Consider the following 21,144-nt stretch of genomic DNA (forward strand, 5'->3'; position numbering starts at 1 on the left):
GACGGCATGCTGCGCGAACTGCATCTCACCGGCGACCCGGCGGGCGACAAGCTGCTCAACGAAGACCCGTTCGCCCTGCTCGTCGGGATGCTGCTGGACCAGCAGTACCCGATGGAGCACGCCTTCGCCGGCCCGCGGAAGATCGCCGATCGGATGGACGGCTTCTCGTTGCAGAAGATCGCCGCCACCGATGTCGAGACCTTTGTCGAGATGTGCGTCGTGCCGCCGGCCATTCACCGGTACGGCGGGTCGATGGCGCGTCGCGTGCACGCGCTCGCGGAGCACATCATCGAGAACTACGACGGCCGGACCGAGGGCATCTGGCTCGACGGGCGGCCGAAGCCCGACGGGCCCGAGGTCCTCAAGCGCCTGCGGGCGCTGCCGGGGTTCGGGGAGCAGAAGGCCAAGATCTTCCTGGCCCTGCTGGGCAAGCAGCGCGGCGTTCAGCCGAAGGGCTGGCGCGAAACGGCCGGTGCGTACGGCGACCGCGGGTCACGCCGGTCGATCGCCGATGTCACCAGTGCCGAGACGCTCGCCGAGGTGCGGGCGTTCAAGAAGGCCGCCAAGGCCGCGGCCAAGAGCGGCTAGCGCACCCAGACGCGCAACGGGCCCAGCGGCCGCGCGCCGTTCTCGAGGGCTACCCGCAGGGTGTCGCCGTGCTCGTAGCCGACCACCGGGACGCCTGGGAACGCCGACGCCACCGCCGCGACCGCGCCCGGCCAAGACTCTTCCGTGCCGGAAAAGTTGGACAGCCCGACCACGCCCTCGCCGCGGTGAGCCACGACCTCGTTCTCGCCGTGGGACAGCAGCGCCACCGATAGGCCCAGCGGGGACGCCGTTCGCTGCCAGCCCGGTTCGGGGACGCCCGGGCCGCACGCCAGCCACGTCGCTTCGAACAGCACCGAAAACCCCGGCAGGTCCAGGGTCGCGAAGCTGTCCTTCACCGAGCAGCCCGCGGAATCGTCGATGTACGGGAGGATGTCGGCGGCCGTCGCGTCCGGGGTCAGGGTCACCGCGTCCGGGTAGTACCGCGGGGTGCGGGCCGGGCTCGTCCACGCACGGGGGCGGAACTGCCCGGGACAGACCAGATCGCACCAGGACGCGTTCTCCGCGACCGTCCACTTCAGACTCGTCACACCAGCCCCGCGAGTTTGTACAGCACCAGACTGCCCGCCACCGCGACGTTCAGGCTGGCGCCGATGCCGACCATCGGGATCTCCACGACGGTGTCGAGCGAATCGAGTGCCTCCGGCGGGATCCCCGTCCCCTCGTGGCCCAGCACGGCGATCGTGCGGCCGCGGGCCGCGGGCAGGTCGGCCAGGCGGACCGCTTCCTCCGCCAGCTCGACGCCGACCACCGTCGTGCCCGCGGCGCGCTCGCGCGCCAGCCAGCCGGGTGGGTCGTGGACCCAGTGCACGCAGGCCGGGCGTCGCAACGTGTTGCCGCGTCGCAACGCCTCCGGGACCCACGGGAAGCGCGGGACGGCCAGGCACGCGCCGACCGCGTCGCACGTGCGCAGCAGGGTGCCGAGGTTCGCGCCGTGCATCGGCCAGAGCGGGGCGGCCACCAGGTGGCCCCAACAGGAATGCGCGTTGCTCCGCCGGGACTTCCGCAGTTCGCGTGGCGTGCGGACCCGGACCGACGGGCTCACCGGCGCCGAGGCGCGGCGCCTCCGATTTCGCTGATCACGCCCGCAGCCTAACCCGTTCGCCGGGACCGGGCACCGGATTTCGCTCCTACCCTGGATGCGGAGGTGAAGCCCATGCACGCAGGAGTGGGAGACGAGATCCAGGTGCACGGCCGGACGGTCGGCGCGGTCGAGCAGCGCGGCGAGATCCTCGAAGTCCGCGGGCCCGACGGCGCGCCGCCCTACCTGGTGCGGTTCGCCGACGGGCACGAGGCGCTCGTCTACCCCGGGCCCGACTGCGAGGTCCAGGCCCGCGCCGATTAGCCGACCGCGACCTGCTCCCGGGGTTCGCGGACCCGCCCCCACGCCGCGCCCACGAGCACCAGGGCGACGAGGGTCAGCGCGGCCGCGACCTCGGGCAGCAGCAGCGGACCGCCCGAGGTGAGGACCGCGCCGCCGACGACGCCGGACAGGCCGACGCCGAGGTAGATCGCGGACGCGTTGAGCGAGAGCACCAGGCCGGCGTGGCCCGGGGCCAGCTCGATCAGGCGGTGCTGCACCGGCGGGCTGAACGACCACGTCGCCACGCCCCACACGAACAGCGCGACACCCGCCGCGACCGGCATCGTCGTCGCGATCGGCAGCAGCGCCAGCACGACCGTGATCGCGGCCGTCACGGCCAGCAGCGGCGTGCGCGAGCCCCAGCGGTCGGTCGCCCGGCCGGCGGCGAAGTTGCCGACCGCGCCGCCGACGCCGTAGCAGAAGAGCAGGATCGTGACCGCCGTGCCGTGGAGGCCCGCGGTCGCGGCCAGCAGCGGCGACACGAACGTGTAGACCATGAACGCGGCGAGGCAGCCGAGGACCGTCACGGCCAGCATGACGAGCACGCGGGGGTCGCGGCCCGCGGCGAACCGCTCGGCCAGGCGCACCTTCGGCGGCGCGGCGACGGCGGGCAGCGCCAGCCGGACGGCCAGCGCGCTCACCAGCGAGAACGCCGCGACCAGCGCGAACGCCGTCCGGTAGCCGAGGTGCTGCGAAATCAGGCTGCCGAGCGGGACGCCGAAGATGAGCGCGACCGTGAGGCCGCCGAACACCATGGCGACGGCCCGGCCCCGGCGTTCGGGCGCGGTCAGCTCGGCCGCCACCGCGCTCGCCGCCGGCGTGAACACCGCGGCGCCGATGGCGGTCACCACCCGGGCCACCAGGAGGGAGCCGTAGCCGGGCGCGAGCGCCGCGAACAGGTTGCCGGCGCCGGTGACGACGAGGGCGGCGACCAGCAGCGCGCGGCGCTCCCAGGTGCCGGTGGCGGCGGCGAAGATGGGCGAGCCGATCGCGTACGCGATGGCGAAGGCCGTCACGAGCTGGGCGGCGGCGGTGGCCGAGACGTGCAGCTCGCCGGTCAGCGCGGGTAGCAGCCCGGCGACGATGTAGCCGCTGGTCCCGACGCCGAACGCGCCGAAGGCGAGGACCGAGATCCTCGAGGACGTGGGTGTGGACATGGGCTGGGGCCCCCAAGCGAAGCAGGGATTGGTTCGACGAACGTCGTAGTTCGACAGTCACCGTACTACGAGCCTGCCGCAATTTCGACAGTCGTCGTACAATGAGTGCATGGCCAAGACCGCCGCGCTGCCGCCGATCGTTCACCCCGGACTGGACGAGATCACCGTCGAAGGCGTGCTCCGCGCACTGGCCGACCCGGTGCGACTGGACATCGTCCGCCAGCTCGCGGCGGCGGACACCGAGATCGCGTGCGGTGCACTGACGGTGCCGGTGACCAAGTCCACAATCACCCACCACCTGAGCATCCTGCGCCAGGCCGGCGTCGTGACCGGCCGCCAGGAAGGCACGACCCGGTTCAACTCGTTGCGCCGCAACGACCTGAACGCCCTGTTCCCGGGCCTGCTCGACGGCGTTCTGGCCGCTCCGCGCTGATCACCGGCGTTACGGTGTGGATCGTCACCCGATATCGGGATGACAACGACCCCCTCCCCTTGTTGGACTGTCCGTAGGCAGCTCACGGCGCTGGGGCCGAACGGCTGCCTTTATTTGTGCCCCCGTACTGAACCGATCCAGAGATCGGCTGAGTAATCGATTTCCCACCCTGGAAGGAGTGCCGTGCCCGTCGCGCTGCTCGCGCTCGCCATCGGAGCTTTCGGCATCGGGACCACCGAGTTCGTCATGATGGGCGTGCTGCCCCAGGCGGCCGCCGACTTCGGCGTCGACATCCCGACCGCCGGCTACCTCATCTCCGGTTACGCCCTCGGCGTCGTCATCGGCGCCCCCCTGCTCACCGCGGCCGCCGTCCGGCTGCCGCGCAAGACCATGCTGCTGGCCATGATGGGCCTGTTCACCCTGGGCAACGCCCTCTTCGCGCTCTCCCCCAACCAGGAGTTCGGCGTCGCGTTCCGGTTCCTCGCCGGCCTGCCGCACGGCGCGTTCTTCGGCGCCGGAGCCGTCGTCGCCTCGAGCCTCGTCGGGCCGGGTCAGCGCGCGAAGGCCGTGTCGATGATGTTCCTCGGCCTGACCCTGGCGAACGTCATCGGCGTGCCGCTGGGGACGCTGCTGGGCCAGCAGGTCGGCTGGCGCGCCACCTTCGGCGTCGTCGCCGTGATCGGCCTGGTCGCCGCCGCGGCCATCGCGAAGCTGGTGCCCCACCAGGGCCGGCCCGCGGAGGCCTCGCTGCGCAGCGAACTCGGCGCGTTCAAGCGGCCGCAGGTGCACCTCGCGCTGGCGATCGTCACGTTCGGGCTCGGCGGCGTATTCGCCTGCCTGTCCTACATCACGCCGATGCTGACCGACGTCGCCGGCTACTCGCCGTCGAACGTCACCCTGCTGCTGTCGCTGGCCGGGGTCGGCATGACGATCGGCAACCTGCTCGGCGGCCGGCTGGCCGACCGCGCGCTGATGCCGGGCCTGTACGCGGCGCTGCTGTCGCTGGCCTGCGTGCTCGGGATCTTCACGATCACCGCGCAGGGCAAGGTCGGCGCCGCGATCACGATCTTCTTCGTCGGCGTCGCCGGGTTCATGATCGGCCCGATGATGCAGGCGCGGATCATGGAGAAGGCGGGCGGCACACCGTCCCTGGTGTCGGCCGCCGTCCAGTCCGCGTTCAACATCGCCAACTCGATCGGGGCTTACCTCGGCGGCCTGGTGATCGCGGGCGGCCTCGGCCTGGTCGCCCCGAACTGGGTCGGCGCGCTGCTGGCGGTGTTCGGACTCTCGCTGGCGATCGTCTCCGGCACCCTCGACCGCCGCGAGGCCAAAGCCGAACGCCGCGAACTCGCCCTCGTTTCCTGACAGCGACTCCCAAAAGCGCCACTTTCCCTATGAAAGTGGCGCTTTGGGCGTTCAGGAGGAGGCGAACGGGCCGCCGATGATCGTCAGGGCCACGTAGAGCACCGCCGCCGCGAGGGCGGTGTAGGTCACGATGTCGACGACCTTGCCGCGGATCACCAGCAGGCCCGCCCTCGTGGCCGGGAGCACCGCCCGCAGCACCCCGGCGAGGAGGAGCGCGACGCCGATCAGCGCCGCGCCCTCCCGCCAGTGGTACTGGACGATCCGCAGCACGGCGACGGCGGCCACCAGCAGCACCAGCGCGAACGGCAGCTGCGTGAACCGGGCCCGCTTGTCCCGGCGGTCGCCGACGTCCCGCCGGTCTTCGGTCATCGTCATCGGCCTTGGAGCGAGCGCTCCGCCGCTTCGACGACGTTGCTGACGAGCATCGCCCGCGTCATCGGGCCGACCCCGCCCGGGTTGGGCGAGATCCAGCCGGCCACTTCGGCCACGTCCGGGTGAACATCGCCGGTGAGTTTTCCGTCCACGTGGGACACGCCGACGTCGAGCACCGCGGCGCCCGGCGCGACCATGTCCGGCGTGATGATGCCGGGCACCCCGGCCGCGGCGATCACGACGTCGGCGCGGCGGACCTCGGCGGCGAGGTCGCGGGTGCCGGTGTGGCACAGGGTCACGGTCGCGTTCTCGCTGCGGCGGGTCAGCAGCAGGCCCAGCGTGCGGCCGACGGTGATGCCGCGGCCGACCACGGTGACCCGCGCGCCGTTCAGCTCGACGCCGTGGCGCTTGAGCAGCTCGATGATCCCGTACGGCGTGCACGGCAGGGAGCCGGGCTCACCCAGCGCGAGCCGGCCGAGGCTGATCGGGGCGAGGCCGTCGGCGTCCTTTTCCGGCGCGATGCGCTCGAGCACCGGGTACGGGTTCAGGTGCTTCGGCAGCGGCAGCTGGACGAGGTAGCCGTGGCACGCCGGGTCGGCGTTCAGCTCGTCGATGACGGCTTCGAGCTTCTCCTGGGTGATGTCCGCGGGCAGGTCGCGGCGGATCGAGTTGATGCCGATCTTCGCGCTGTCGGCGTGCTTCATCCGCACGTAGGAGTGCGACCCCGGATCGTCGCCGACCAGGACGGTGCCCAGGCCCGGCGTCACCCCCTTCGCGGCCAGGGCCGCGACGCGGGGCTCGAGCTCCGCGAAAATGGCGTTCTTGGTGGCTTTGCCGTCGAGAATCTTCGCCGTCACGCCGCCCATTCTGGCAAAGCGACCCCCGCGCGTCGCTTCCAGGCGCGACTGGTCGCTGCCCGTAGACTGGCCGCTACCCCACACGGTCCATTCGCGACGCCGTCCGCGATCAAGCTGTGATCTACCGCACTTCGCATCACGCGAGGTCAGACCGGGTGCCGCCGGGTGGTCGAGCGGCAAAACCCACATGCGGGGTGCACACGCGCGCGCGAGCAGTCAAAATGTGCGGGTGGCACAACCGACGACGCAGCTGAACGCGACCGAGCAGGACACCCTGGTCAAGCAGATCGGACTGGCCTTGCTGCGTGCCGCCCCGCGCGACTGGCGCAAGGTCTCCGCGGAGTACCGAGCCGTCGGGAGGTACCACGAGCTGACCGGCGAGATCGTGACCGAAGACGGCACGGTCCACGAGTGGCTCGCCACCCACGACATCGCCACGCTCTTCGGCAGGCTGCGCGGTGGCATGTACCGCGACGGCCGCGGGACGTGGTTCAACGCGCGCTACCAGCTCGACCACCCGTCGAGCTACAACCTCGAGTACAACCGCGACGAACCCGTGTGGAACCTCGCGCCGCCGCCGCAGGCCTACTCCGACGAGCTGCGGATGTTCCCGCGCACCGAGGACAACGTGCCCGAGTGGCTGATCCGGCGGATGTCCGGGCTCGGCCCGGAGCAGCCGGGGCCGCACTTCCGGATCGCCCGGATCTTCGACACCGTCGGCCCGGCCGGCCGCCCGGTCATCAACCGGCCCGACCTCGAGGTCGACGAGCAGGACCGGCTGCTGGAGTACCTGGAGCGCGCGCCGCTGGTGGTGCCCGAGCGCGGGTACGACATCGACCGGCTGGCCGCGACGCCGGAGGCCACCGTCCCGGTCGCCTTCCACAGCGACGGCCAGTGGATCTGGCCCGCCGCCGTCAACTTCTACTTGCACAAGTACGGCGTTTCGCCCGAACCGGACCTCGTCGAGCACGTCCGCGCGGTCGGTTTCAAGCTGCCGCCGGTCGACGAGCCGACGTTGCAGGCCGCCGCGGGGTACCTCACCCGGGGGAACCAGCCGCCGCCCCCGCCGCAGCAGCGCCCGGCCGGGCCGCCGCCCCAGGGCCCGCCGCCGCAGGGGCCGCCCCCGCAGCAGCAGGCACCCGTGGGCCCGCCGCCCACCGCCGTCGTCCCGCCGGTCGTCCCGCCGCAGCCGCCCGCGCCCGCGGAGGCGCCCCAGGCGGCGCACGCGCCCGCCGAGCCGGAAGCCCCGGCCGAGGAGCACGAGTACGTCGAAGAGGGTCAGTACGCCGAGGACGGCTACGACGACCAGGAGTTCGACGACCGCTTCGCCGAGGACGACCAGTACGGCGAAGCGGAGTACGACCAGCAGTCCGAGCACGCCGGGACGAACGGCTCGTCGCCGGAGCCGGGCCGCGTGCCCGACCTCGACGAGACCGCGGAGTACGTGCCGGACCAGCCGATCGGGCACGGCCAGGAGCCGCGGGACGGCGAGCACGCCGCGGCCCAGGACGAGGCCGGGCACGCGTTCGACTCCGGTCAGGCGTCCCGGCACGACGAGGACGCGCACACCGCTTTCCAGCCGCCGCGCCACGACGACGAGCCCTCGCACGCCTTCGCGCCGGGCCAGGCGCGGCACGAGGAAGAGCCGCCGTTCCAGCCCGGCCACGACGACGAAGCCGCCTTCCAGGCCGGCCAGGAGTCGCCGTTCCAGCCCCACGACGAGGACCAGCCGCACCACGACGACGAACCCGCCCACGCCTTCGCGCCCGGCCAGGCCCGGCACGAAGACGAGCCCGGCGGGCGGCACGACGAGGACGCGCACGCCTTCCAGCCGCGGCGCGAGGAGCCACCCGCGTTCGACCCGGGCCCGCCGACGATGATCACCCAGACCGACATCCCCGGCGTCCTGCCGGTGCCGGAGGCCCCGGCGCCCCAGCAGGCCGCCCAGGCGGAGCCGGCCGCGCCCGCGCCCCGGTCGGGCCGCCGGGCGCTGCGCCGGGAGACCCCGGACCACCCGGTGCTCGCGGGGCTGCAAACCAAGCTCGACGAGCTCGACGTGCCCGAAAGCGGCTACAAGCTCGGCGAGCCCGCCGAACACGGCTGGAGCGTCGAGGAGGTCGACGACGGCTGGCGCGTCGGCTGGTACGACGGCAAGCTCAGCAACCCCGCGGTGTTCGGCGACGCCGAGGACGCGGCCGCGTTCATGCTCGGCAAGGTGCTGCTCAACCCGGAAGGCCACGTGCCCGAGGAGGAGCCGCCCGCGCCGGAGCCCGAACCGGAACCCGAGCCCGAGCCGGCCCCGCAGCGGGTCGTCGCGACGCTGTCGCCCGAGGTCGCGACCGGCTCGTACCCGGTCCGCAAGCCCGAGCCGGTGCCCCCGCAGGAGCAGACGGCGTTCACCAGCGCCGAGGAGCTGTTCGGCGACCTCGAAGACGACGAGCCGCCGGCCCCGCCGCGCCAGCCCGCCCCGCCCGCGCCGGTCCCGGCCGGGCCGCCGCCGGCGCAGCAGCAGGTCGCCCCGCCGCCCGCGCCGCCGCGGCGTGAACCGCCGTCGGCGCCGACCGTCCTGGCCCCGGTGCCGCCGGGTGTCCCGCCGGTCCCGCCCCCGGCCGCGCCGCCGGTCCAGCCGCGCCAGGAACCCGTTCGCGCGGCCGTCAACGGCGGCGGTGGCGGTGGCCAGCAGCAGTGGCCGATCGGGCCGATGGCCGGTGAGCCGCCGCTGACGCTGTTCCGCGGCAAGGAGCTGCGCGAGCTGCCCGCGGGCAGCGAGCTGGACCGCTTCGGCGGCCCGGCCGGCAACCTGACGTACGCGGCGGGCACGCCGTTCGCCGAGCGGTCGCTGGTGCCGGAGTGGGTCAACCGCCCGTACCACGTCTACCGGGTGCAGCGGCCGCTGGAGACGCTCGCCGGCGTCGCGATCCCGTGGTTCAACCAGCCCGGCGGCGGGTCGGCGTACCTGCTCCCGGCGTCGATCGAGGAACTGCTCGCCGAGGGCGACCTGATCGAACTCGACCCGGGCGAACCCCCGGTCGACTGAGTGTCACCCCGGGAACCGGCGGCTCCGGCCGCCGGTTCCCGCGTGTTCAGCGGATGACGAGCCCGTGCGCGGCGGCGAAGGCGAGGGCCGTGTCGACGTCGACGTCGGCACCCCGCAGGTCGGCCTGGACGAGGGCGTTCGCGTCGAGGCGCGCGCCGCGCAGGTCGGCGCCGTCGAACTTCGCGCCGTGCAGGCGGGCGCCGGTCAGGTCACTGCCGCGGAGGTCGGCGCCGGAGAGGTCGGCGTCGGTCAGGTTGGCTTCCCGCAGCCGCAGCCCCGACAGCCCGAGCTTGCGCAGCCGCGCCTTCGCCAGCGACGCCAGCGAGAGGTCGCATTCGGTGAGCGCGATCCCGCCGAACCCGCAGTCGGTGAACGCCGTGCCGAGCAGCGAGCACGACGTCCAGCGGCTTTCGGCGAGCACCGTCCGCTCGAAGGTGCACGAGCGGAACGCCGACGCGTCGTGGCGCGAGCGCGAGAGGTCGGCCCGGCTGAACACGCAGTCGTCGAAGGTGCAGCCGCGGGTCCGCAGCCCGCTGAGGTCCGCCCCGGTGAAGTCGCAGCCGGTGAACCGGCGCTTTTCCCACCACTGCCCCGACAACACCGCTTCGCGGTAGTCCTCCCCGGTCTCCAGCACCGGCCCAGGGTGCCACACCGGCCGTCAGGGCAATGCACCCTGGACGTACTTCATCGCCTCGACGTACTGGGGCAGCTGCGCGCGGCGGGCCATTTCGGTTTCGTCGAGGTCTTCGAGCCGGGTCTGGATCCACCACAGGTTGCCGAACGGATCCCGCACGCGGCCGACGCGGTCGCCGAAGAACAGCACCGTCTGGCGCGTCACCTCGGTGGCGCCCGCGGCGATGGCCCGGCGCTGGGTTTCCTCGCTGTCGGGCACGTAGAGCCGCAGGAAGGCCGGGGTCTCGGCCCAGTCCGCGGGCCCGTCGAACGCCATCACGACGGCGTCGCGGATGCGGACCTCGGCGTGCCCGATGCTCCCGTCCTCGCCCATGACCCGGCCGAGTTCTTCGGCGTCGAAGGCCTGCTTCAGGAAGTCGAGCAGCGCGGCGGTGTCGCGGCCGATGATCCACGGGGTGACGGTGGTGTAGCCGGCGGGTACGGGGCTGGCCATGGTGTTCCTCCTCGGTTGGCTGGCGGCGACGTTATTGCGGAATTAGGACAGTTCCCGGCCGCTGCATACTGGGATCCATGGGAGTTCCGCTGCGGCCGACGGCGGTGGCCGCGTCGGCGCGGTCGGTGTACCGCGAGGTCGCGCCGCCACCCGCGCTCGCGGCGGTGCTGGCGTGCGGCTGGCACGGGCGCACCGGCTGGGCGCGGCCGCTGCGCGTCCTCCCCGACGGCTGCGCGGACCTGGTCTGGGACGGCACCGCGCTGACGGTGGCCGTTACCGTCGGCGTTCCGGTGCGGATGTGGCTCCCGGCGTCGGAAACCCGCGTCGGCGTCCGGCTGCGCTGCGGCGCCGCGGCGGCGGTCCTCGGCACGCCGATGCCGGAGCTGCCCGCGGGCGCGACCCGGCTGAGCGACCTCTGGGGCGACGGCGCCCGCCGGGCCGAGGACGCCCTGGCCGCTACCGCCGATCCTGTTGCGCAGCGCGAAATCCTCGAAGCGCTCGTCGCGGGCCGGGGCGTGACACCGGACCGCCGGGTGCTGGCCGCCGTCCTCGTGCTGGGCCGCCCTTCGGTGCGCGCCGCGGAAGTCGCGGGCGAACTGGGCGTGAGCGAACGCGCGCTGCGGCGCCACCTCGTGCACGCGGTCGGCGCCGGCCCGAAGCAGGTGCACCGGATCCGGCGGTTCCAGCGTTTTCTGCACCGGCTCGAGCCGCTCGCGGCCCACCGGACGTCGCTGGCGGCGGTCGCGGCGGACCTCGGTTACGCCGACCAGTCTCACCTCGGCCGCGACTGCCGCCGCCTGTCGGGGTCTTCGCCCGCGGCGCTCGTCCGGGTGGCCGAAAAGTTCCAGACGCGGCCGGTGCCGCCGGGCCAGGATCGGCGGCATGGCTTTCCAGGTCACGATCCCGGTGCGCTGTGACGACATCGACGCGAACGGCCACGTCCGCGGCCCGGCTTACCTGGCGTACGCCGACCACGCGCGCTGGTCGTGCGTCCAGGCCGCGGGCATCGACCTGGCGGAGCTGACCGCACGCCGCATCGGCCCGGTCAACCTGGAGACGACGGTCCGCTTCCACCACGAGCTCACCCCGGGCGGCGAGGTGTCGGTCAGCTGCTCGTTCCGGTGGGGCACGGGGAAGACTTCGCGGGTGGTGCAGGAGTTCCACGACCCTGGGGGCACTTTGGTGGCGTCGGTGACGTCGGTGTCGGGCCTCCTGGACTTCGACCGGCGACGGCTGGTGAGCGACCCGGCGGCGTGCTGGCGGGAGCTGGCCAAACATCCGGAACTGCTGGGGCTGGCTTGACTACGGTGTCGGCATGCCCGACCAGCACTTCGCCGATCCCGGCCTGGCTTCGCTGTACGACGCGATGAACCCGCGCTCCGGCGACTTCGCGTTCTACCTGCCGATGATCCTGGCCGCGGAGTCGGTGCTGGACGTCGGCTGCGGCACGGGTTCCCTGCTGCACTGGGCTCGCGAGTCCGGCCACCTCGGACGGCTCGTCGGGCTCGACCCCGCCGAGGGCATGCTCGCGCAAGCCCGCCGCCGCGACGACGTCGAGTGGGTCCTCGGCGATTTGTCGACCGCGTCCTGGGACTGCGAGTTCGACTTCGCCGTGATGACCGGCCACGCGTTCCAGGTCCTGCTGACCGACGAGGAGCTGCGGACGGCCTTCGCGGCGATCCGGCGCGCGCTGAAGCCGGGCGGCCGCTTCGGGTTCGACACCCGCAACCCGGCGGCTCGGGGCTGGGAGCGGTGGACGCCCGGCCACGTGTCCGAAGTGGTCGTAGCCGACGGGAGCACCGTCCGGTCGTGGAACGACGCGGGGCCGTTCGAAGACGGGTACGTCAGCTTCACGACGACGTACGAAAGCCCGGGTTGGGACGCGCCGCGGTACAGCGAGAGCACGTTGCGGTTCCTCGACGTCCCGGCGCTGGGCGGGTTCATCGAGGAAGCCGGCCTGGTGGTCGACGAGCAGTACGGCTACTGGGACCGCACCCCGGTGACCGGCCGCAGTCCTGAGATCGTCACGATCGTTCGGCGGCCCCTCACCTGAAGTCGCGGGACTTCGCCTTGATCCGCATCTGCAGCGGCTCGACGCGGTCGGCGAGGACGCTCACCACGCCGTCGGCCTTCTCCAGCACGCCGCGGATCAGGAGTGCCGGGCTGCTGCGCGCCACGCGGTGGTAGCGCTGCCACAGGCCGAGCGTGCAGATCACGTTCACCATCCCCGTTTCGTCCTCGATGTTGAGGAAGGTGACGCCGGCGGCGGTCGCCGGGCGCTGGCGGTGGGTTACCGCGCCGCCGATGAGGACGCGGGCGCCGTCGTCGAGGGCGGCCAGGCCGCTCGCCGGGACGACGCCCAGTTCGTCGAGGTGGTCGCGGATGAACTCGGTCGGGTAGCTGTCCGGGGACACGCCCGTCGCCCAGACGTCCGCCGCCGCGAGGTCGAGGCCGTCCATGCCCGGCAGTGCCGGGGCCTGCGCGCCGACCAGGCCGGGCAGCTTCTCCGGCCGCTCGCCGGCGACCGCGCCCGCGGTCCAGAGCGCCTGGCGGCGGTCGCCGCCGAAGCTCGCGAACGCGCCGGCCGTGGCGAGCGCTTCGATCTGCGGGGTGGTCAGCCGCACGCGGCGGGCGACGTCGGCGAGGTCGCGGTACTCGCCGTTTTCCCGCCGCTCGGCCGAAATCCGCTTCGCGACGTCCTCGCCGATCTTCCGCACGGTGCTCAGCCCGGTCCGGACCGCGTGCAGCTTGCCCCCGTCCGGCAACGGTTCCAGCGTCGCGTGCGGCAGGCTGCGGTTGATGTCCGGGCCGTGCACGGTGACGCCGTGGCGCCGCGCGTCGGCGACCAGCGACTGCGGTGAGTAGAACCCCATCGGCTGCGCGCGCAGCAGGCCCGCGAGGAACGCGTCCGGGTGGTAGAACTTGAAGTAGGCACTGGAAAACACGAGATGCGCGAAGCTCAGCGCGTGGCTCTCCGGGAACCCGAAGTTCGCGAACGCCTTGAGCTTCAAGAAGATCTTCTGCGCGAGCTCGTCCTCGACCCCGTTCGCGGCGGCGCCATCGAGGAACCGCTGCCGCAGCCGCTCCATCTTGCGGTCCGAGCGCTTCGACCCCATCGCGTGCCGCAGCTGGTCGGCCTCCGCCGCGGTGAAGTTCGCGACGTCCAGCGCGATCTGCATCATCTGCTCCTGGAACAGCGGCACGCCCTTGGTCTTGTGCAGTGCCTTCGCCAGCAGCGGGTGGTCGTAGCTCCACTCCTCGCGCCCCTGCTTGCGGCGGATGTACGGGTGCACCGAGCCGCCCTGGATGGGGCCGGGCCGGATCAGCGCCACCTCGACGGCGAGATCGTAGAACTCCCGTGGTTGCAGCCGCGGCAGGGTCGCCAGCTGCGCGCGGCTCTCGACCTGGAACACGCCGATGGCGTCGGCGCGGCACAGCATTTCGTAGATCTGCTGGTCGGCGAGGTCCAGCTCGGCGAGGTCGACGCGCTCGTCCTTGTAGTCGCGGACGAGGTCGATCATGTAGTGCAGCGCGGAAAGCATGCCGAGGCCGAGCAGGTCGAACTTGACGAGCCCGGCAGCCGCGCAGTCCTCCTTCTCCCACTGGATGACGCTGCGGTCGGCCATCCGCGCCCACTCGACCGGCACCACCTGGCTCACCGGCTCCTGGCACATCACCATCCCGCCGGAGTGGATGCCGAGGTGGCGCGGGAAGTCCTCGAGCGCGAAGGCCAGCTGCACGACCTCGTCCGGGATGTCGTGGTCGTGGTCCTTTTCGGTGCTGCGCAGCGAGCCCCAGCGGTCGATCTGCTTGCTCCAGGCGTCCTGCTGGCCCGGCGAGTAACCGAGCGCGCGGGCGGCGTCGCGGACCGCGGACCGGGCGCGGTAGGTGATCACGTTCGCGACCTGCGCGGTGCGGAGGCGGCCGTGCTTGGCGAAGACGTACTGGATGGCTTCCTCGCGGCGGTCGGACTCGATGTCGAGGTCGATGTCCGGGTAGCCGTCGCGGTCCGGGGCCAGGAAGCGCTCGAAGAGGAGTTCGTAGGCGACGGAGTCGACCTTCGTGATGCCGAGCGCGTAGCAGACGGCCGAGTTCGCGGCCGAGCCGCGGCCCTGGCAGAGGATGTCGTTGTCGCGGCAGAACCGCACGATGTCCCAGACGATCAGGAAGTACCCGGGGAAGCCGAGCTCTTCGATGATCCGCAATTCGTGCTCGATCTGGGCGTTCGCCTTGTCCTCGTGGGGTTTGCCCTTGAACCGTTCCCTCGCGCCCGCCGCGGTGAGCTTGCGGAGGTGGGTTGCCTCGGTCTCCCCCTCGGGCACGTCGAACGGCGGCAGCTTGGGCGCGAGGAGCTTCAGCGGGAACGCGCATTCCGCACCCAGCAACGCGCTGCGCCGGACCGCGCCCGGGTACCGGCGGAAGAGGACGTCCATTTCGGCGCCGCTGCGCAGGAACGCCGTGCCGGCCGCGGGCAGCCAGCCTTCGAGCTCGTCGATGCCCCGCCGCGCCCGGATGGCGGCGAGCGCGTCGGCCAGCGGCGCCCGTTCGGGACGCGCGTAGTGCGCGGCGGTGGTCGCGACGGTCGGCAGGCCCAGTTCCCGCGCGAGCTCGGCGAGGAGGTCGTTGTGGGTGCTGTCCAGCGGCTGGCGGTGGTCGGTGAGCTCGACGTAGACGTGGTCGCGCCCGAAGCGGTCGACGAGCAGCCGCAGCTGTTCGGCGGCGGCCGCCGGGCCGTGCGTGACGAGCGCCGAGCGCACCGACCCTTTGCGGCACCCGGTCAGGACGACGCACTGCCCGGCGACCTCCTCGGCGACCGCCCCGAGGTCGTAGGTCGGCTTGCCCTTCTCGGCGCGTTCGTCGATCTGCCCGGCGGTGATGGCGCGGCAGAGGGCCCGGTAGCCCTGGTCGCCGCGGGCGAGCAGGAGGAGGTGCTCGCCTTCGGGATCGGCCACGCCGTTCTGCGGAGTTTGCAGGCCGAAGCTGAGCTCCGTCCCGAAGACGGTGTCGACCCCGAGCTCCCGCGCGGCTTCGGCGAAGCGGACGACGCCGTACATGCCGTCGTGATCGGTGAGGGCGATGGCGTCGAGCTTGAGCCGCGCGGCTTCCTCGACGAGCTCTTCGGGGTGGCTGGCGCCGTCGAGGAAGCTGAAGTTGGAGTGGCAGTGCAGTTCGGCGTAGGGGACGCGGACGGCTTCGCCGCCGTCGTCGCTGCCGCGCGCCGGGAGGTCTTGGGGCCGCTGGTAGCCCTCGCGGTGGCGGCCCCAGGCGGGACTGTCGCCGTGGTCACCGGGCGGGATGTCGCCGGCGAGGGTGCGGGCGAGGTCCTGCCAGCGGACGGGTGGGTTGTTCCAGCCCATTCAGCGACTCCCGGGCTCATCACGCGGCGGTTCGGCAGCGCGGCGACGGCGGTGCCAGTTGGACGGGTGGTTCCAGCGGCTGCGGGCTTCGGCGTCGCTGAGGGGCGTTGGCGGCTCGGCTTGCTCGCGTCGCGGCGAGTTGGAGGGGTGGTTTCGACGGCTGCGGGACTCCGCCTCGCTCAGGGGCGTTGGTGGCTCGGCTTCGTCGCGACGCTGCGAGTTCGACGGGTGGTTCCAGCGGCTGTGGGCCTCCGCCTCGCTCAGGGCCGTTGGCGGCTCGGCTTGCTCGCGGCGCAGCGAGTTGGAGGGGTGGTTTCGTCGGCTGCGGGCTTCGGCGTCGCTCAGGCGGCAGCCGTTTTCGCGTGAGGGGCGGGGCAGCGGGATCACCAGCGCCAAGCCACCTTCGTCGGCTGTCGGTTTGTCGACTGCGGCGTCGGCGTTGTCCGCGGGGTCGGCGGGCGGCAGCTGGCCGCGCACCGACCAGCGGTCCGCTGCATGCCGCTCGGGCGACTCCTCCGAGGCCGGGATCTCCCTCAGCCATTGGTGGGGCGCTGCCTCGGGTTCGGCTCGCAGCCAGTCGCGCAGGCGTCGTGCGTAGTTCTCGTCCATGCTCAGTCGTACACTCCCTCGACCGTCCACAGTGGATTTTCCGTGCCCGCGCAGTGCACCAGCACCGCCTCGGGTGGCTCGTCGCCCTCGCCGGCGAGCACGAGTTGGAGCCGGGCGCGGCGGGGGCCCGGGCGGCGGCGGTCCGGCGTCAGCGGCCACGGGCCCGCCCAGCCCACGACGTTCCGGGGCGGGCCGCCGGCGATCGTCAGGTGGTGCGGAGGTGCCGTGATCCGGTCGCGGGCCGTGAGTCCCACTCCCCGGCCCTCGGCGTCGAAGACCTGGGCGGGCACCGGCCGGTCCAGGACCGTCGCCGGGGACGGAGCCGGCAGGCGGCCCGGCCAGGTCGCGTCCGGGGGGTTCGTGCGCTCGCGTGGGTCGCCCCAGGGCACCAGGCGGACGCGGCCGGCGGGGTCGCGGCCGCCGTCGAGCAACGGGGTGAGCACCCCTTCGGGACCGAGGAGGCCCTGGACCCGGACGAACGCGCGGGCGGCGCGCTCGTCGTCTTCGTCGGAGCCGCCGTTCTGCCAGAGGTCGAGCTGGAGCGACCGGCCTTCGACCGTCTCCTCCGGTTCGAGCCGCAGCCGCACCACGCCGGACGTCGGGCGCCGGCCGGGTGCCGCGCGCAGCCAGCCTTCGAACTGCCAGCGGACGCGGTCGGCGACGCCCGCCGGGGTCAGCGGTTCGGCGCAGCGCCACCCGCGGCCGAGGTGTTCGCCCGCTTCGGTGACGGCGTAGATGCCGAGGCGCGTGCAGGCCAGGCCGTGGGTGGCGAGGCCCGCGCAGAACCGCGTCGCGAGGCCCTTGGCGAGGAACGCGGCGACGTCGACGCGCTCGACGACCGGGTCGAACTCCTCGGTCAGCGTCAGCTCCGGCGGCGGACGGCGGCGCAACGGCGGTCGTTCGGAGCGGCCGCGCGCCAGCCGGTGGGCGAGCAGCCCGGCCGTGCCGAAGCGGTTGGCGACGTCGCGCTCCGGCAACGCGGCGAACGCGCCAAGGGTCTTCAGCCCGAGGCGGCGCAGCAGGTCGACGAGCTCCGCGCGTTCGGCGCCGGGCTGGTCGAGCTCGGTGACGGGCAGCGGCGCGAGGAAATCGGCGACGCGCCCGGGTTCGACGAACTCCCCGCAGCGGGCGGCGAGCGTCGCGGCGAAGAGCCCCTCGGCGATCCCGACCTGGCATTCGACGCCGGTCGCGGCCGAGACCTCGTCGACGAGCCGCTCGACGAGGGCGTGTTCGCCGCCGAAGTAGGGCGCGGCGCCGTCGACGGGCACCGCGACGAGGCCCGGCCGCACGACTTCGACGCCGACGACGAGCCCCTCGACCGCCCGCGCGACGGCCTCGAAGAGCCGCGCGTCACGACCATCGTCGGCGGCGAAGACGACCAGTTCGGGACAGTTCGACTGCGCCTCCCGCCGCCGCATCCCCCGCCGAATCCGGCTCCGGCGCGCGACGGCGTTGCAGGCGACGACCCGATTCGCGCTGAAGACGGCGGCGGGTTCGGTCACGGGGATCCCGGCAACGGCCGCGGCGGCGACGGCGGGCCAGTCCGGGCACCAGAGGACCAGCAGCCGGGCGGGGGTGTCGGCGGTGCCGCGCTGGGCTGGGACGGTCATGTGGCCTGCCCGCAGGCTCGGCCCGGGCGGTCGGAGGACCGGTGGCGCCGAGCGGAAGGGGTGCGCTGAACTGGGAGGGTCGCGCCCACCGAGAGCCGGCGCTGGTGACCGGAAGACCGGCGCCCCCGAGCGGGAGTGGTGCGCTTGACCGGGAGGGTCGGGCCCGCGCACGCCGAGGACCCGCGCAGGCGGAGGACCGGTGCGCTGGGCTCGGTGTGGCCGGCCGCGGGCGAGCGCGCCTCGGAGCCGAGCGAAAGTGCCCGAGCCGGCCGAAGCAGGTGCGGAACGACCCTCATGCCGTTGCCTCGTCGCCGAACCCCGCCGCGCCACGCAACGACCGCTCCGCCCGGGTTACGCCGCCCTCTGGGCCCGGTAGCGACAGCTCCGCCGATACCGGGCGGGCCGCTGCGCCGCGGCCGTGGGCTCGGACCACGGCCTTGCGCTCGCGTAGGTGGCCGTAGCCGCTCTCGGGGCCGGTCCATGCCTCGCGGCGGCAGGACAGCTCGACGTCCGCTCCCGGCCACGCGCCCGACGTCAACAGCACCGCTCCACGGTGGCGGGCTCGGGCCGACAGGCGCCGGGCCACCGCGGGCTGCACCGTCCCGGAATGGACCGCCACCACGTCCACGCCGTCGAGCAGTGCCGCCACCACCGCCGGGAACTCCGCTCCCGGGCGGGGGACCAAGGCCAGCCTGCTCAGGTCCGCGCCGTACTCGGCCGCGGCCGCCAGGCCCAACGACGGCAGGCCGACCACCGCCGCCCATGAACCCGCCGCTGTAGCCGGGGCGAGGAGGGCGAGCAGCAGCGATGTCGAGCCGTGGACCGCCACCGTGCTCCCGCGCCGGAGCCCGGCGGCGGGCAGCAGGCCCGCCAGCGCCTCGGCGACCGGGAGCACCCTTCCCGTCGCCCGCGCGCGCTCGGCCTGGGCCGCCACCCCGCTCGCCGTGCTGACCCCGGGCAGGGCCGCCAGCCGGGCCACCGGCGGCTCCACCACAGCGGTCACCGCACGCACCTCCCCACCACGGACTGGGCCGGCGGTCGGGCCTCTCCCAAAACACGACCGACGGCTCTGGTCCGCCGCGGGGAAGGCGGCGGTATCGAACGCCTGTTCGACAAGAACCAGTCAACCGCGAACCACCAGACCTGTCAAGTCACCCGATAGCGCACCGCAAACCAGTTGCCCGAGCCGCGTCGGAGCAGCTAGACACACCGCGTGGAGCTCACCGACGCCCAGCCCGAAGACGCCCCGGAGCTGCTGGTCCTGCAACGCTGCTGCTGGGTCCAGGAAGCCATCCTGAACGACACCCTCGACATCCCCGCGCTGCACGAATCCCTCGAGGACGTGCGCGACTGGACCAAGACGTGGTCGGTGTGGACCCTGCGCGAGGACCGCCGCCTGATCGGCGGCGTCCGGGCCCGGCTCGAAGGGGATCGCTGGGAGCTCGGCAGGCTGATGGTCGCGCCGGACTTCACCGGCCGCGGGCTCGGCCGCCGCCTGCTCGCCCACGCCGAAGCGCAGGCGCCGGCAGAAGCCCGCCGGTTCGCGCTCTTCACCGGGGCCAAGAGCGTCCGCAACATCACGATGTACCAGCGCGCGGGCTACCGGCTGACCGACGCGGCCGAGGCCGGCGGCCACATCGCCGGCGCCGTGTACCTGGAGAAGGACCGCCAATAGCCCGGTCCGCCCACCGGCCGCCGCGGGGTCGGCTAGATTGCCCGGTGGACTTTGGGGGTGGCGATGACCGAACGGCGGAGACAGGCGGTCCTGTGGATCGCCGGCGCGCTCGTCGCGGTGGGCGCGGTGGCCGCCGTGGTGCTGACCGCCGGCGGCGGGGTGCCCGGCGCCACGGCCGCGGCCCCGGGGCCGACGACCATGGGCGCGGAGTGGCGCTCGTTCCGCGCCGACGTCACCGGGATCCGCCCCGGCCCCGATGAGACCACCCTGTTCGTGCAGGTCGCGCTGCCCGGCAAGGACCCCGGCTGCGTCCGGGAGCCGCGGATCGAGCAGCTCGTCGAGGCGAAGACCGACATCCGCGCCGACGTCGTCTACTCGACCCGGCCCGCCGCGGGCGGCTGCCAGGACAAGGTGCCCGCCGAACTGCGGCTGACCACTTCAGCGCCGATCGCGGACCGGACCGTGATCCTCAACGCCGACACCGGCAACGCCTGGCACAAGCTCGGCGCCGGCTGGGGCCACTGCGACCGCCAAGGCACTTGCGCCCCGCCCGCCGACCACTGCGACCCCGCGTGGATCGGCGCCGCGGTGTCCGCCGCGGGCGCCGAAAGCGCCGGAACCACCCGCGCCTGCGACCCGGCCTGGCTGGTCGTCGACCTCCTGCTGCGCCAGACCGAAGCGCCGTCGCGCACCGCGTTCCGCTGGGGCGACGGCGGGTGGACGTCGTTCGCGCAGACCAAGTCCGGGGGCTGCGCGGAGATCCGGGCGGCCGACCCGAAGTTCCCGGTCGCGCTCTGCAAGGCGCTGCCCGCGCCCGCCTAGCGCGGCAGCTTCTTGACGATCTCGGCGCCGACCGCCTTCACCGTCGCGTCGGACTCTTCCTGCGGCATCGGCGAGTTCGAGAAGAACCCCTTGTCCCACCCGGAAACCTCGACCGTGACGAGGTTCGAGCCGGCGAGGACGTTCAGTTCGGCGCCGCTGAACGCGCTCTTCGTGATCAGGCGGACCAGCACCGCCTTGTCGCCGATGCCGGGCACGTCGACCGGCGGCACCTCGGGCTTCGTCGTCATGAAGTTGTCCTTCGCCTGCGCCTCCGCGTCTTCGCCGGAGTACTCGACGACGCGGACGTTCAGGGTGGCGTCGCGGACGTACTCGTCGGGCCCCGGCTTGAAGCCGCAGCCGATCTGCTTCAGCCCCGGCAACGTCTCGCCGCCGGCCGGCTTGCCACCGACGTAGCTCGGGAACCCGGCCTTCGCCAGCACTTCCGCCGGGATCGCGCACTCGGCCGCCGGCCCGTCCGAGCTCGGCGCCTTGCCCGTGCTCGCGAAGTAGTCGCTCGCGAAGATGCCGAGCGGGATGCCCGCGCCGAGCAGCACGACGACGCCGCCGATGATGCCCAGGACCAGCCCGGTGCGCTTCTTCTTCGGCGGCGGCATCGGCGCGCCGTAGCCGGGCGGCGGGTAACCCTGCTGCGGCGGATAACCGGGGTGACCCGGGTACCCGGGCTGCTGTGGATAGCCCGGGTACCCCTGCTGACCGTGTCCGTACTGCGGCGGTTGCTGCATCGAGCCCTCCCT

Annotated in this window: 22 protein-coding genes; 10 read left to right on the plus strand and 12 right to left on the minus strand. The window is 73.3% G+C overall.

From position 1 onward, the window contains the following. Positions 1-6 precede the first annotated feature (6 nt). Positions 7-588, plus strand: coding sequence for an HhH-GPD-type base excision DNA repair protein (locus SD460_RS01990; RefSeq protein ID WP_290059752.1), 582 nt, complete (start codon positions 7-9; stop codon positions 586-588). On the opposite strand, the gene SD460_RS01995 is transcribed toward SD460_RS01990, so the two are convergent. Continuing rightward, positions 585-1,136 (minus strand): hypothetical protein, encoded by a 552-nt coding sequence (locus SD460_RS01995; RefSeq protein WP_290059754.1) that lies wholly within the window; start codon positions 1,134-1,136, stop codon positions 585-587. The genes SD460_RS01990 and SD460_RS01995 overlap by 4 nt on opposite strands. Next, on the minus strand, positions 1,133-1,567 hold the full coding sequence (locus SD460_RS02000) for a TrmH family RNA methyltransferase (protein ID WP_290059757.1): 435 nt from the start codon (positions 1,565-1,567) through the stop codon (positions 1,133-1,135). The genes SD460_RS01995 and SD460_RS02000 overlap by 4 nt, the downstream gene beginning before the upstream one ends. A 195-nt stretch (positions 1,568-1,762) precedes the next feature. Between SD460_RS02000 and SD460_RS02005 the strand changes: the two genes are divergently transcribed. Continuing rightward, a complete protein-coding gene (locus SD460_RS02005; RefSeq protein ID WP_290059760.1) occupies positions 1,763-1,951 on the plus strand; it encodes a DUF1918 domain-containing protein in 189 nt (62 codons plus the stop codon). Here the strand turns inward: SD460_RS02005 and SD460_RS02010 are convergent. After that, positions 1,948-3,126, minus strand: a complete 1,179-nt coding sequence (locus SD460_RS02010) for an MFS transporter (RefSeq protein ID WP_290059761.1) — start codon at positions 3,124-3,126, stop codon at positions 1,948-1,950. The genes SD460_RS02005 and SD460_RS02010 overlap by 4 nt on opposite strands. A 109-nt stretch (positions 3,127-3,235) precedes the next feature. Here SD460_RS02010 and SD460_RS02015 point away from each other — a divergent pair, with 109 nt between their 5' ends. Both SD460_RS02015 and SD460_RS02020 read left to right on the plus strand, forming a co-directional pair. Beyond that, positions 3,236-3,559, plus strand: coding sequence for an ArsR/SmtB family transcription factor (locus SD460_RS02015; RefSeq protein ID WP_290059763.1), 324 nt, complete (start codon positions 3,236-3,238; stop codon positions 3,557-3,559). Between the two features lie 183 nt (positions 3,560-3,742). Beyond that, positions 3,743-4,924, plus strand: coding sequence for an MFS transporter (locus tag SD460_RS02020; RefSeq protein ID WP_290059764.1), 1,182 nt, complete (start codon positions 3,743-3,745; stop codon positions 4,922-4,924). A gap of 51 nt (positions 4,925-4,975) precedes the next feature. Here the strand turns inward: SD460_RS02020 and SD460_RS02025 are convergent, their stop codons facing one another. Beyond that, the gene (locus tag SD460_RS02025; RefSeq protein WP_290059765.1) at positions 4,976-5,299 is read right to left on the minus strand and encodes a DUF3017 domain-containing protein; all 324 of its coding nucleotides are present in this window, start codon (positions 5,297-5,299) and stop codon (positions 4,976-4,978) included. Then, on the minus strand, positions 5,296-6,153 hold the full coding sequence (locus SD460_RS02030) for a bifunctional methylenetetrahydrofolate dehydrogenase/methenyltetrahydrofolate cyclohydrolase (protein ID WP_290059767.1): 858 nt from the start codon (positions 6,151-6,153) through the stop codon (positions 5,296-5,298). The genes SD460_RS02025 and SD460_RS02030 overlap by 4 nt, the downstream gene beginning before the upstream one ends. 223 nt (positions 6,154-6,376) lie before the next feature. On the opposite strand from SD460_RS02030, the gene SD460_RS02035 reads away from it, so the two are divergent. Beyond that, positions 6,377-9,190 carry a glycohydrolase toxin TNT-related protein gene (locus tag SD460_RS02035; RefSeq protein ID WP_318305862.1) on the plus strand — a complete coding sequence of 938 codons (2,814 nt, stop codon included), beginning with the start codon at positions 6,377-6,379 and terminating at the stop codon, positions 9,188-9,190. Positions 9,191-9,236: 46 nt separating this feature from the next. Here the strand turns inward: SD460_RS02035 and SD460_RS02040 are convergent, their stop codons facing one another. Together SD460_RS02040 and SD460_RS02045 are read right to left on the minus strand one after the other, a co-directional pair. Beyond that, entirely contained in the window at positions 9,237-9,824 is a 588-nt protein-coding gene (locus tag SD460_RS02040) for a pentapeptide repeat-containing protein (protein ID WP_290055496.1), read from the minus strand. Between the two features lie 24 nt (positions 9,825-9,848). Beyond that, a complete protein-coding gene (locus SD460_RS02045; protein WP_290055495.1) occupies positions 9,849-10,316 on the minus strand; it encodes a VOC family protein in 468 nt (155 codons plus the stop codon). A gap of 77 nt (positions 10,317-10,393) precedes the next feature. Here SD460_RS02045 and SD460_RS02050 point away from each other — a divergent pair, with 77 nt between their 5' ends. Genes SD460_RS02050 through SD460_RS02060 form a run of 3 tightly spaced genes read left to right on the plus strand, consistent with a single transcriptional unit; the run spans position 10,394 to position 12,369 of the window. Continuing rightward, a complete protein-coding gene (locus SD460_RS02050; RefSeq protein ID WP_290055494.1) occupies positions 10,394-11,233 on the plus strand; it encodes an AraC family transcriptional regulator in 840 nt (279 codons plus the stop codon). After that, positions 11,199-11,618, plus strand: coding sequence for an acyl-CoA thioesterase (locus tag SD460_RS02055; protein ID WP_290055493.1), 420 nt, complete (start codon positions 11,199-11,201; stop codon positions 11,616-11,618). Before SD460_RS02050 ends, SD460_RS02055 begins: the two co-directional genes overlap by 35 nt. Positions 11,619-11,631: 13 nt before the next feature. Beyond that, entirely contained in the window at positions 11,632-12,369 is a 738-nt protein-coding gene (locus SD460_RS02060; RefSeq protein ID WP_290055492.1) for a class I SAM-dependent methyltransferase, read from the plus strand. On the opposite strand, the gene SD460_RS02065 is transcribed toward SD460_RS02060, so the two are convergent. From SD460_RS02065 to imuA', 4 genes are all read right to left on the minus strand, one after another. Next, positions 12,362-15,673 (minus strand): error-prone DNA polymerase, encoded by a 3,312-nt coding sequence (locus SD460_RS02065; RefSeq protein ID WP_318305863.1) that lies wholly within the window; start codon positions 15,671-15,673, stop codon positions 12,362-12,364. The genes SD460_RS02060 and SD460_RS02065 overlap by 8 nt on opposite strands. Further along, a complete protein-coding gene (locus tag SD460_RS02070; protein ID WP_318305864.1) occupies positions 15,674-16,282 on the minus strand; it encodes a hypothetical protein in 609 nt (202 codons plus the stop codon). 2 nt (positions 16,283-16,284) lie between these two features. Continuing rightward, entirely contained in the window at positions 16,285-17,892 is a 1,608-nt protein-coding gene (locus SD460_RS02075; protein WP_290055489.1) for a DNA polymerase Y family protein, read from the minus strand. 292 nt (positions 17,893-18,184) lie between these two features. Continuing rightward, a complete protein-coding gene (imuA', locus tag SD460_RS02080; protein ID WP_318305865.1) occupies positions 18,185-18,895 on the minus strand; it encodes a DnaE2-dependent mutagenesis accessory factor ImuA' in 711 nt (236 codons plus the stop codon). Between the two features lie 210 nt (positions 18,896-19,105). Here imuA' and SD460_RS02085 point away from each other — a divergent pair, with 210 nt between their 5' ends. Together SD460_RS02085 and SD460_RS02090 are read left to right on the plus strand one after the other, a co-directional pair. Further along, positions 19,106-19,567, plus strand: coding sequence for a GNAT family N-acetyltransferase (locus SD460_RS02085; protein ID WP_290055487.1), 462 nt, complete (start codon positions 19,106-19,108; stop codon positions 19,565-19,567). A 63-nt stretch (positions 19,568-19,630) separates the two neighbouring features. After that, a complete protein-coding gene (locus SD460_RS02090) occupies positions 19,631-20,389 on the plus strand; it encodes a hypothetical protein (RefSeq protein WP_318305866.1) in 759 nt (252 codons plus the stop codon). On the opposite strand, the gene SD460_RS02095 is transcribed toward SD460_RS02090, so the two are convergent. Beyond that, the gene (locus tag SD460_RS02095; protein ID WP_290055485.1) at positions 20,386-21,132 is read right to left on the minus strand and encodes a hypothetical protein; all 747 of its coding nucleotides are present in this window, start codon (positions 21,130-21,132) and stop codon (positions 20,386-20,388) included. The genes SD460_RS02090 and SD460_RS02095 overlap by 4 nt on opposite strands. Positions 21,133-21,144 lie beyond the last annotated feature (12 nt).

It is taken from the genome of Amycolatopsis solani (assembly GCF_033441515.1).
Classification (GTDB): domain Bacteria; phylum Actinomycetota; class Actinomycetes; order Mycobacteriales; family Pseudonocardiaceae; genus Amycolatopsis; species Amycolatopsis solani.

Excerpts from the sequence above, each read along its gene's own strand:
- SD460_RS02055 (WP_290055493.1), top strand. The coding sequence starts at position 11,199 with ATGGCTTTCCAGGTCACGATCCCGGTGCGCTGTGACGACATCGACGCG.
- SD460_RS02095 (WP_290055485.1), bottom strand. The coding sequence starts at position 21,132 with ATGCAGCAACCGCCGCAGTACGGACACGGTCAGCAGGGGTACCCGGGC.
- SD460_RS02065 (WP_318305863.1), bottom strand. The coding sequence starts at position 15,673 with ATGGGCTGGAACAACCCACCCGTCCGCTGGCAGGACCTCGCCCGCACC.
- SD460_RS02050 (WP_290055494.1), top strand. The coding sequence starts at position 10,394 with ATGGGAGTTCCGCTGCGGCCGACGGCGGTGGCCGCGTCGGCGCGGTCG.
- SD460_RS02045 (WP_290055495.1), bottom strand. The coding sequence starts at position 10,316 with ATGGCCAGCCCCGTACCCGCCGGCTACACCACCGTCACCCCGTGGATC.
- SD460_RS02075 (WP_290055489.1), bottom strand. The coding sequence starts at position 17,892 with ATGACCGTCCCAGCCCAGCGCGGCACCGCCGACACCCCCGCCCGGCTG.
- SD460_RS02025 (WP_290059765.1), bottom strand. The coding sequence starts at position 5,299 with ATGACGATGACCGAAGACCGGCGGGACGTCGGCGACCGCCGGGACAAG.
- SD460_RS02015 (WP_290059763.1), top strand. The coding sequence starts at position 3,236 with ATGGCCAAGACCGCCGCGCTGCCGCCGATCGTTCACCCCGGACTGGAC.
- SD460_RS02060 (WP_290055492.1), top strand. The coding sequence starts at position 11,632 with ATGCCCGACCAGCACTTCGCCGATCCCGGCCTGGCTTCGCTGTACGAC.
- SD460_RS02070 (WP_318305864.1), bottom strand. The coding sequence starts at position 16,282 with ATGGACGAGAACTACGCACGACGCCTGCGCGACTGGCTGCGAGCCGAA.
- SD460_RS02005 (WP_290059760.1), top strand. The coding sequence starts at position 1,763 with ATGCACGCAGGAGTGGGAGACGAGATCCAGGTGCACGGCCGGACGGTC.
- SD460_RS01990 (WP_290059752.1), top strand. The coding sequence starts at position 7 with ATGCTGCGCGAACTGCATCTCACCGGCGACCCGGCGGGCGACAAGCTG.
- SD460_RS02010 (WP_290059761.1), bottom strand. The coding sequence starts at position 3,126 with ATGTCCACACCCACGTCCTCGAGGATCTCGGTCCTCGCCTTCGGCGCG.
- SD460_RS02090 (WP_318305866.1), top strand. The coding sequence starts at position 19,631 with ATGACCGAACGGCGGAGACAGGCGGTCCTGTGGATCGCCGGCGCGCTC.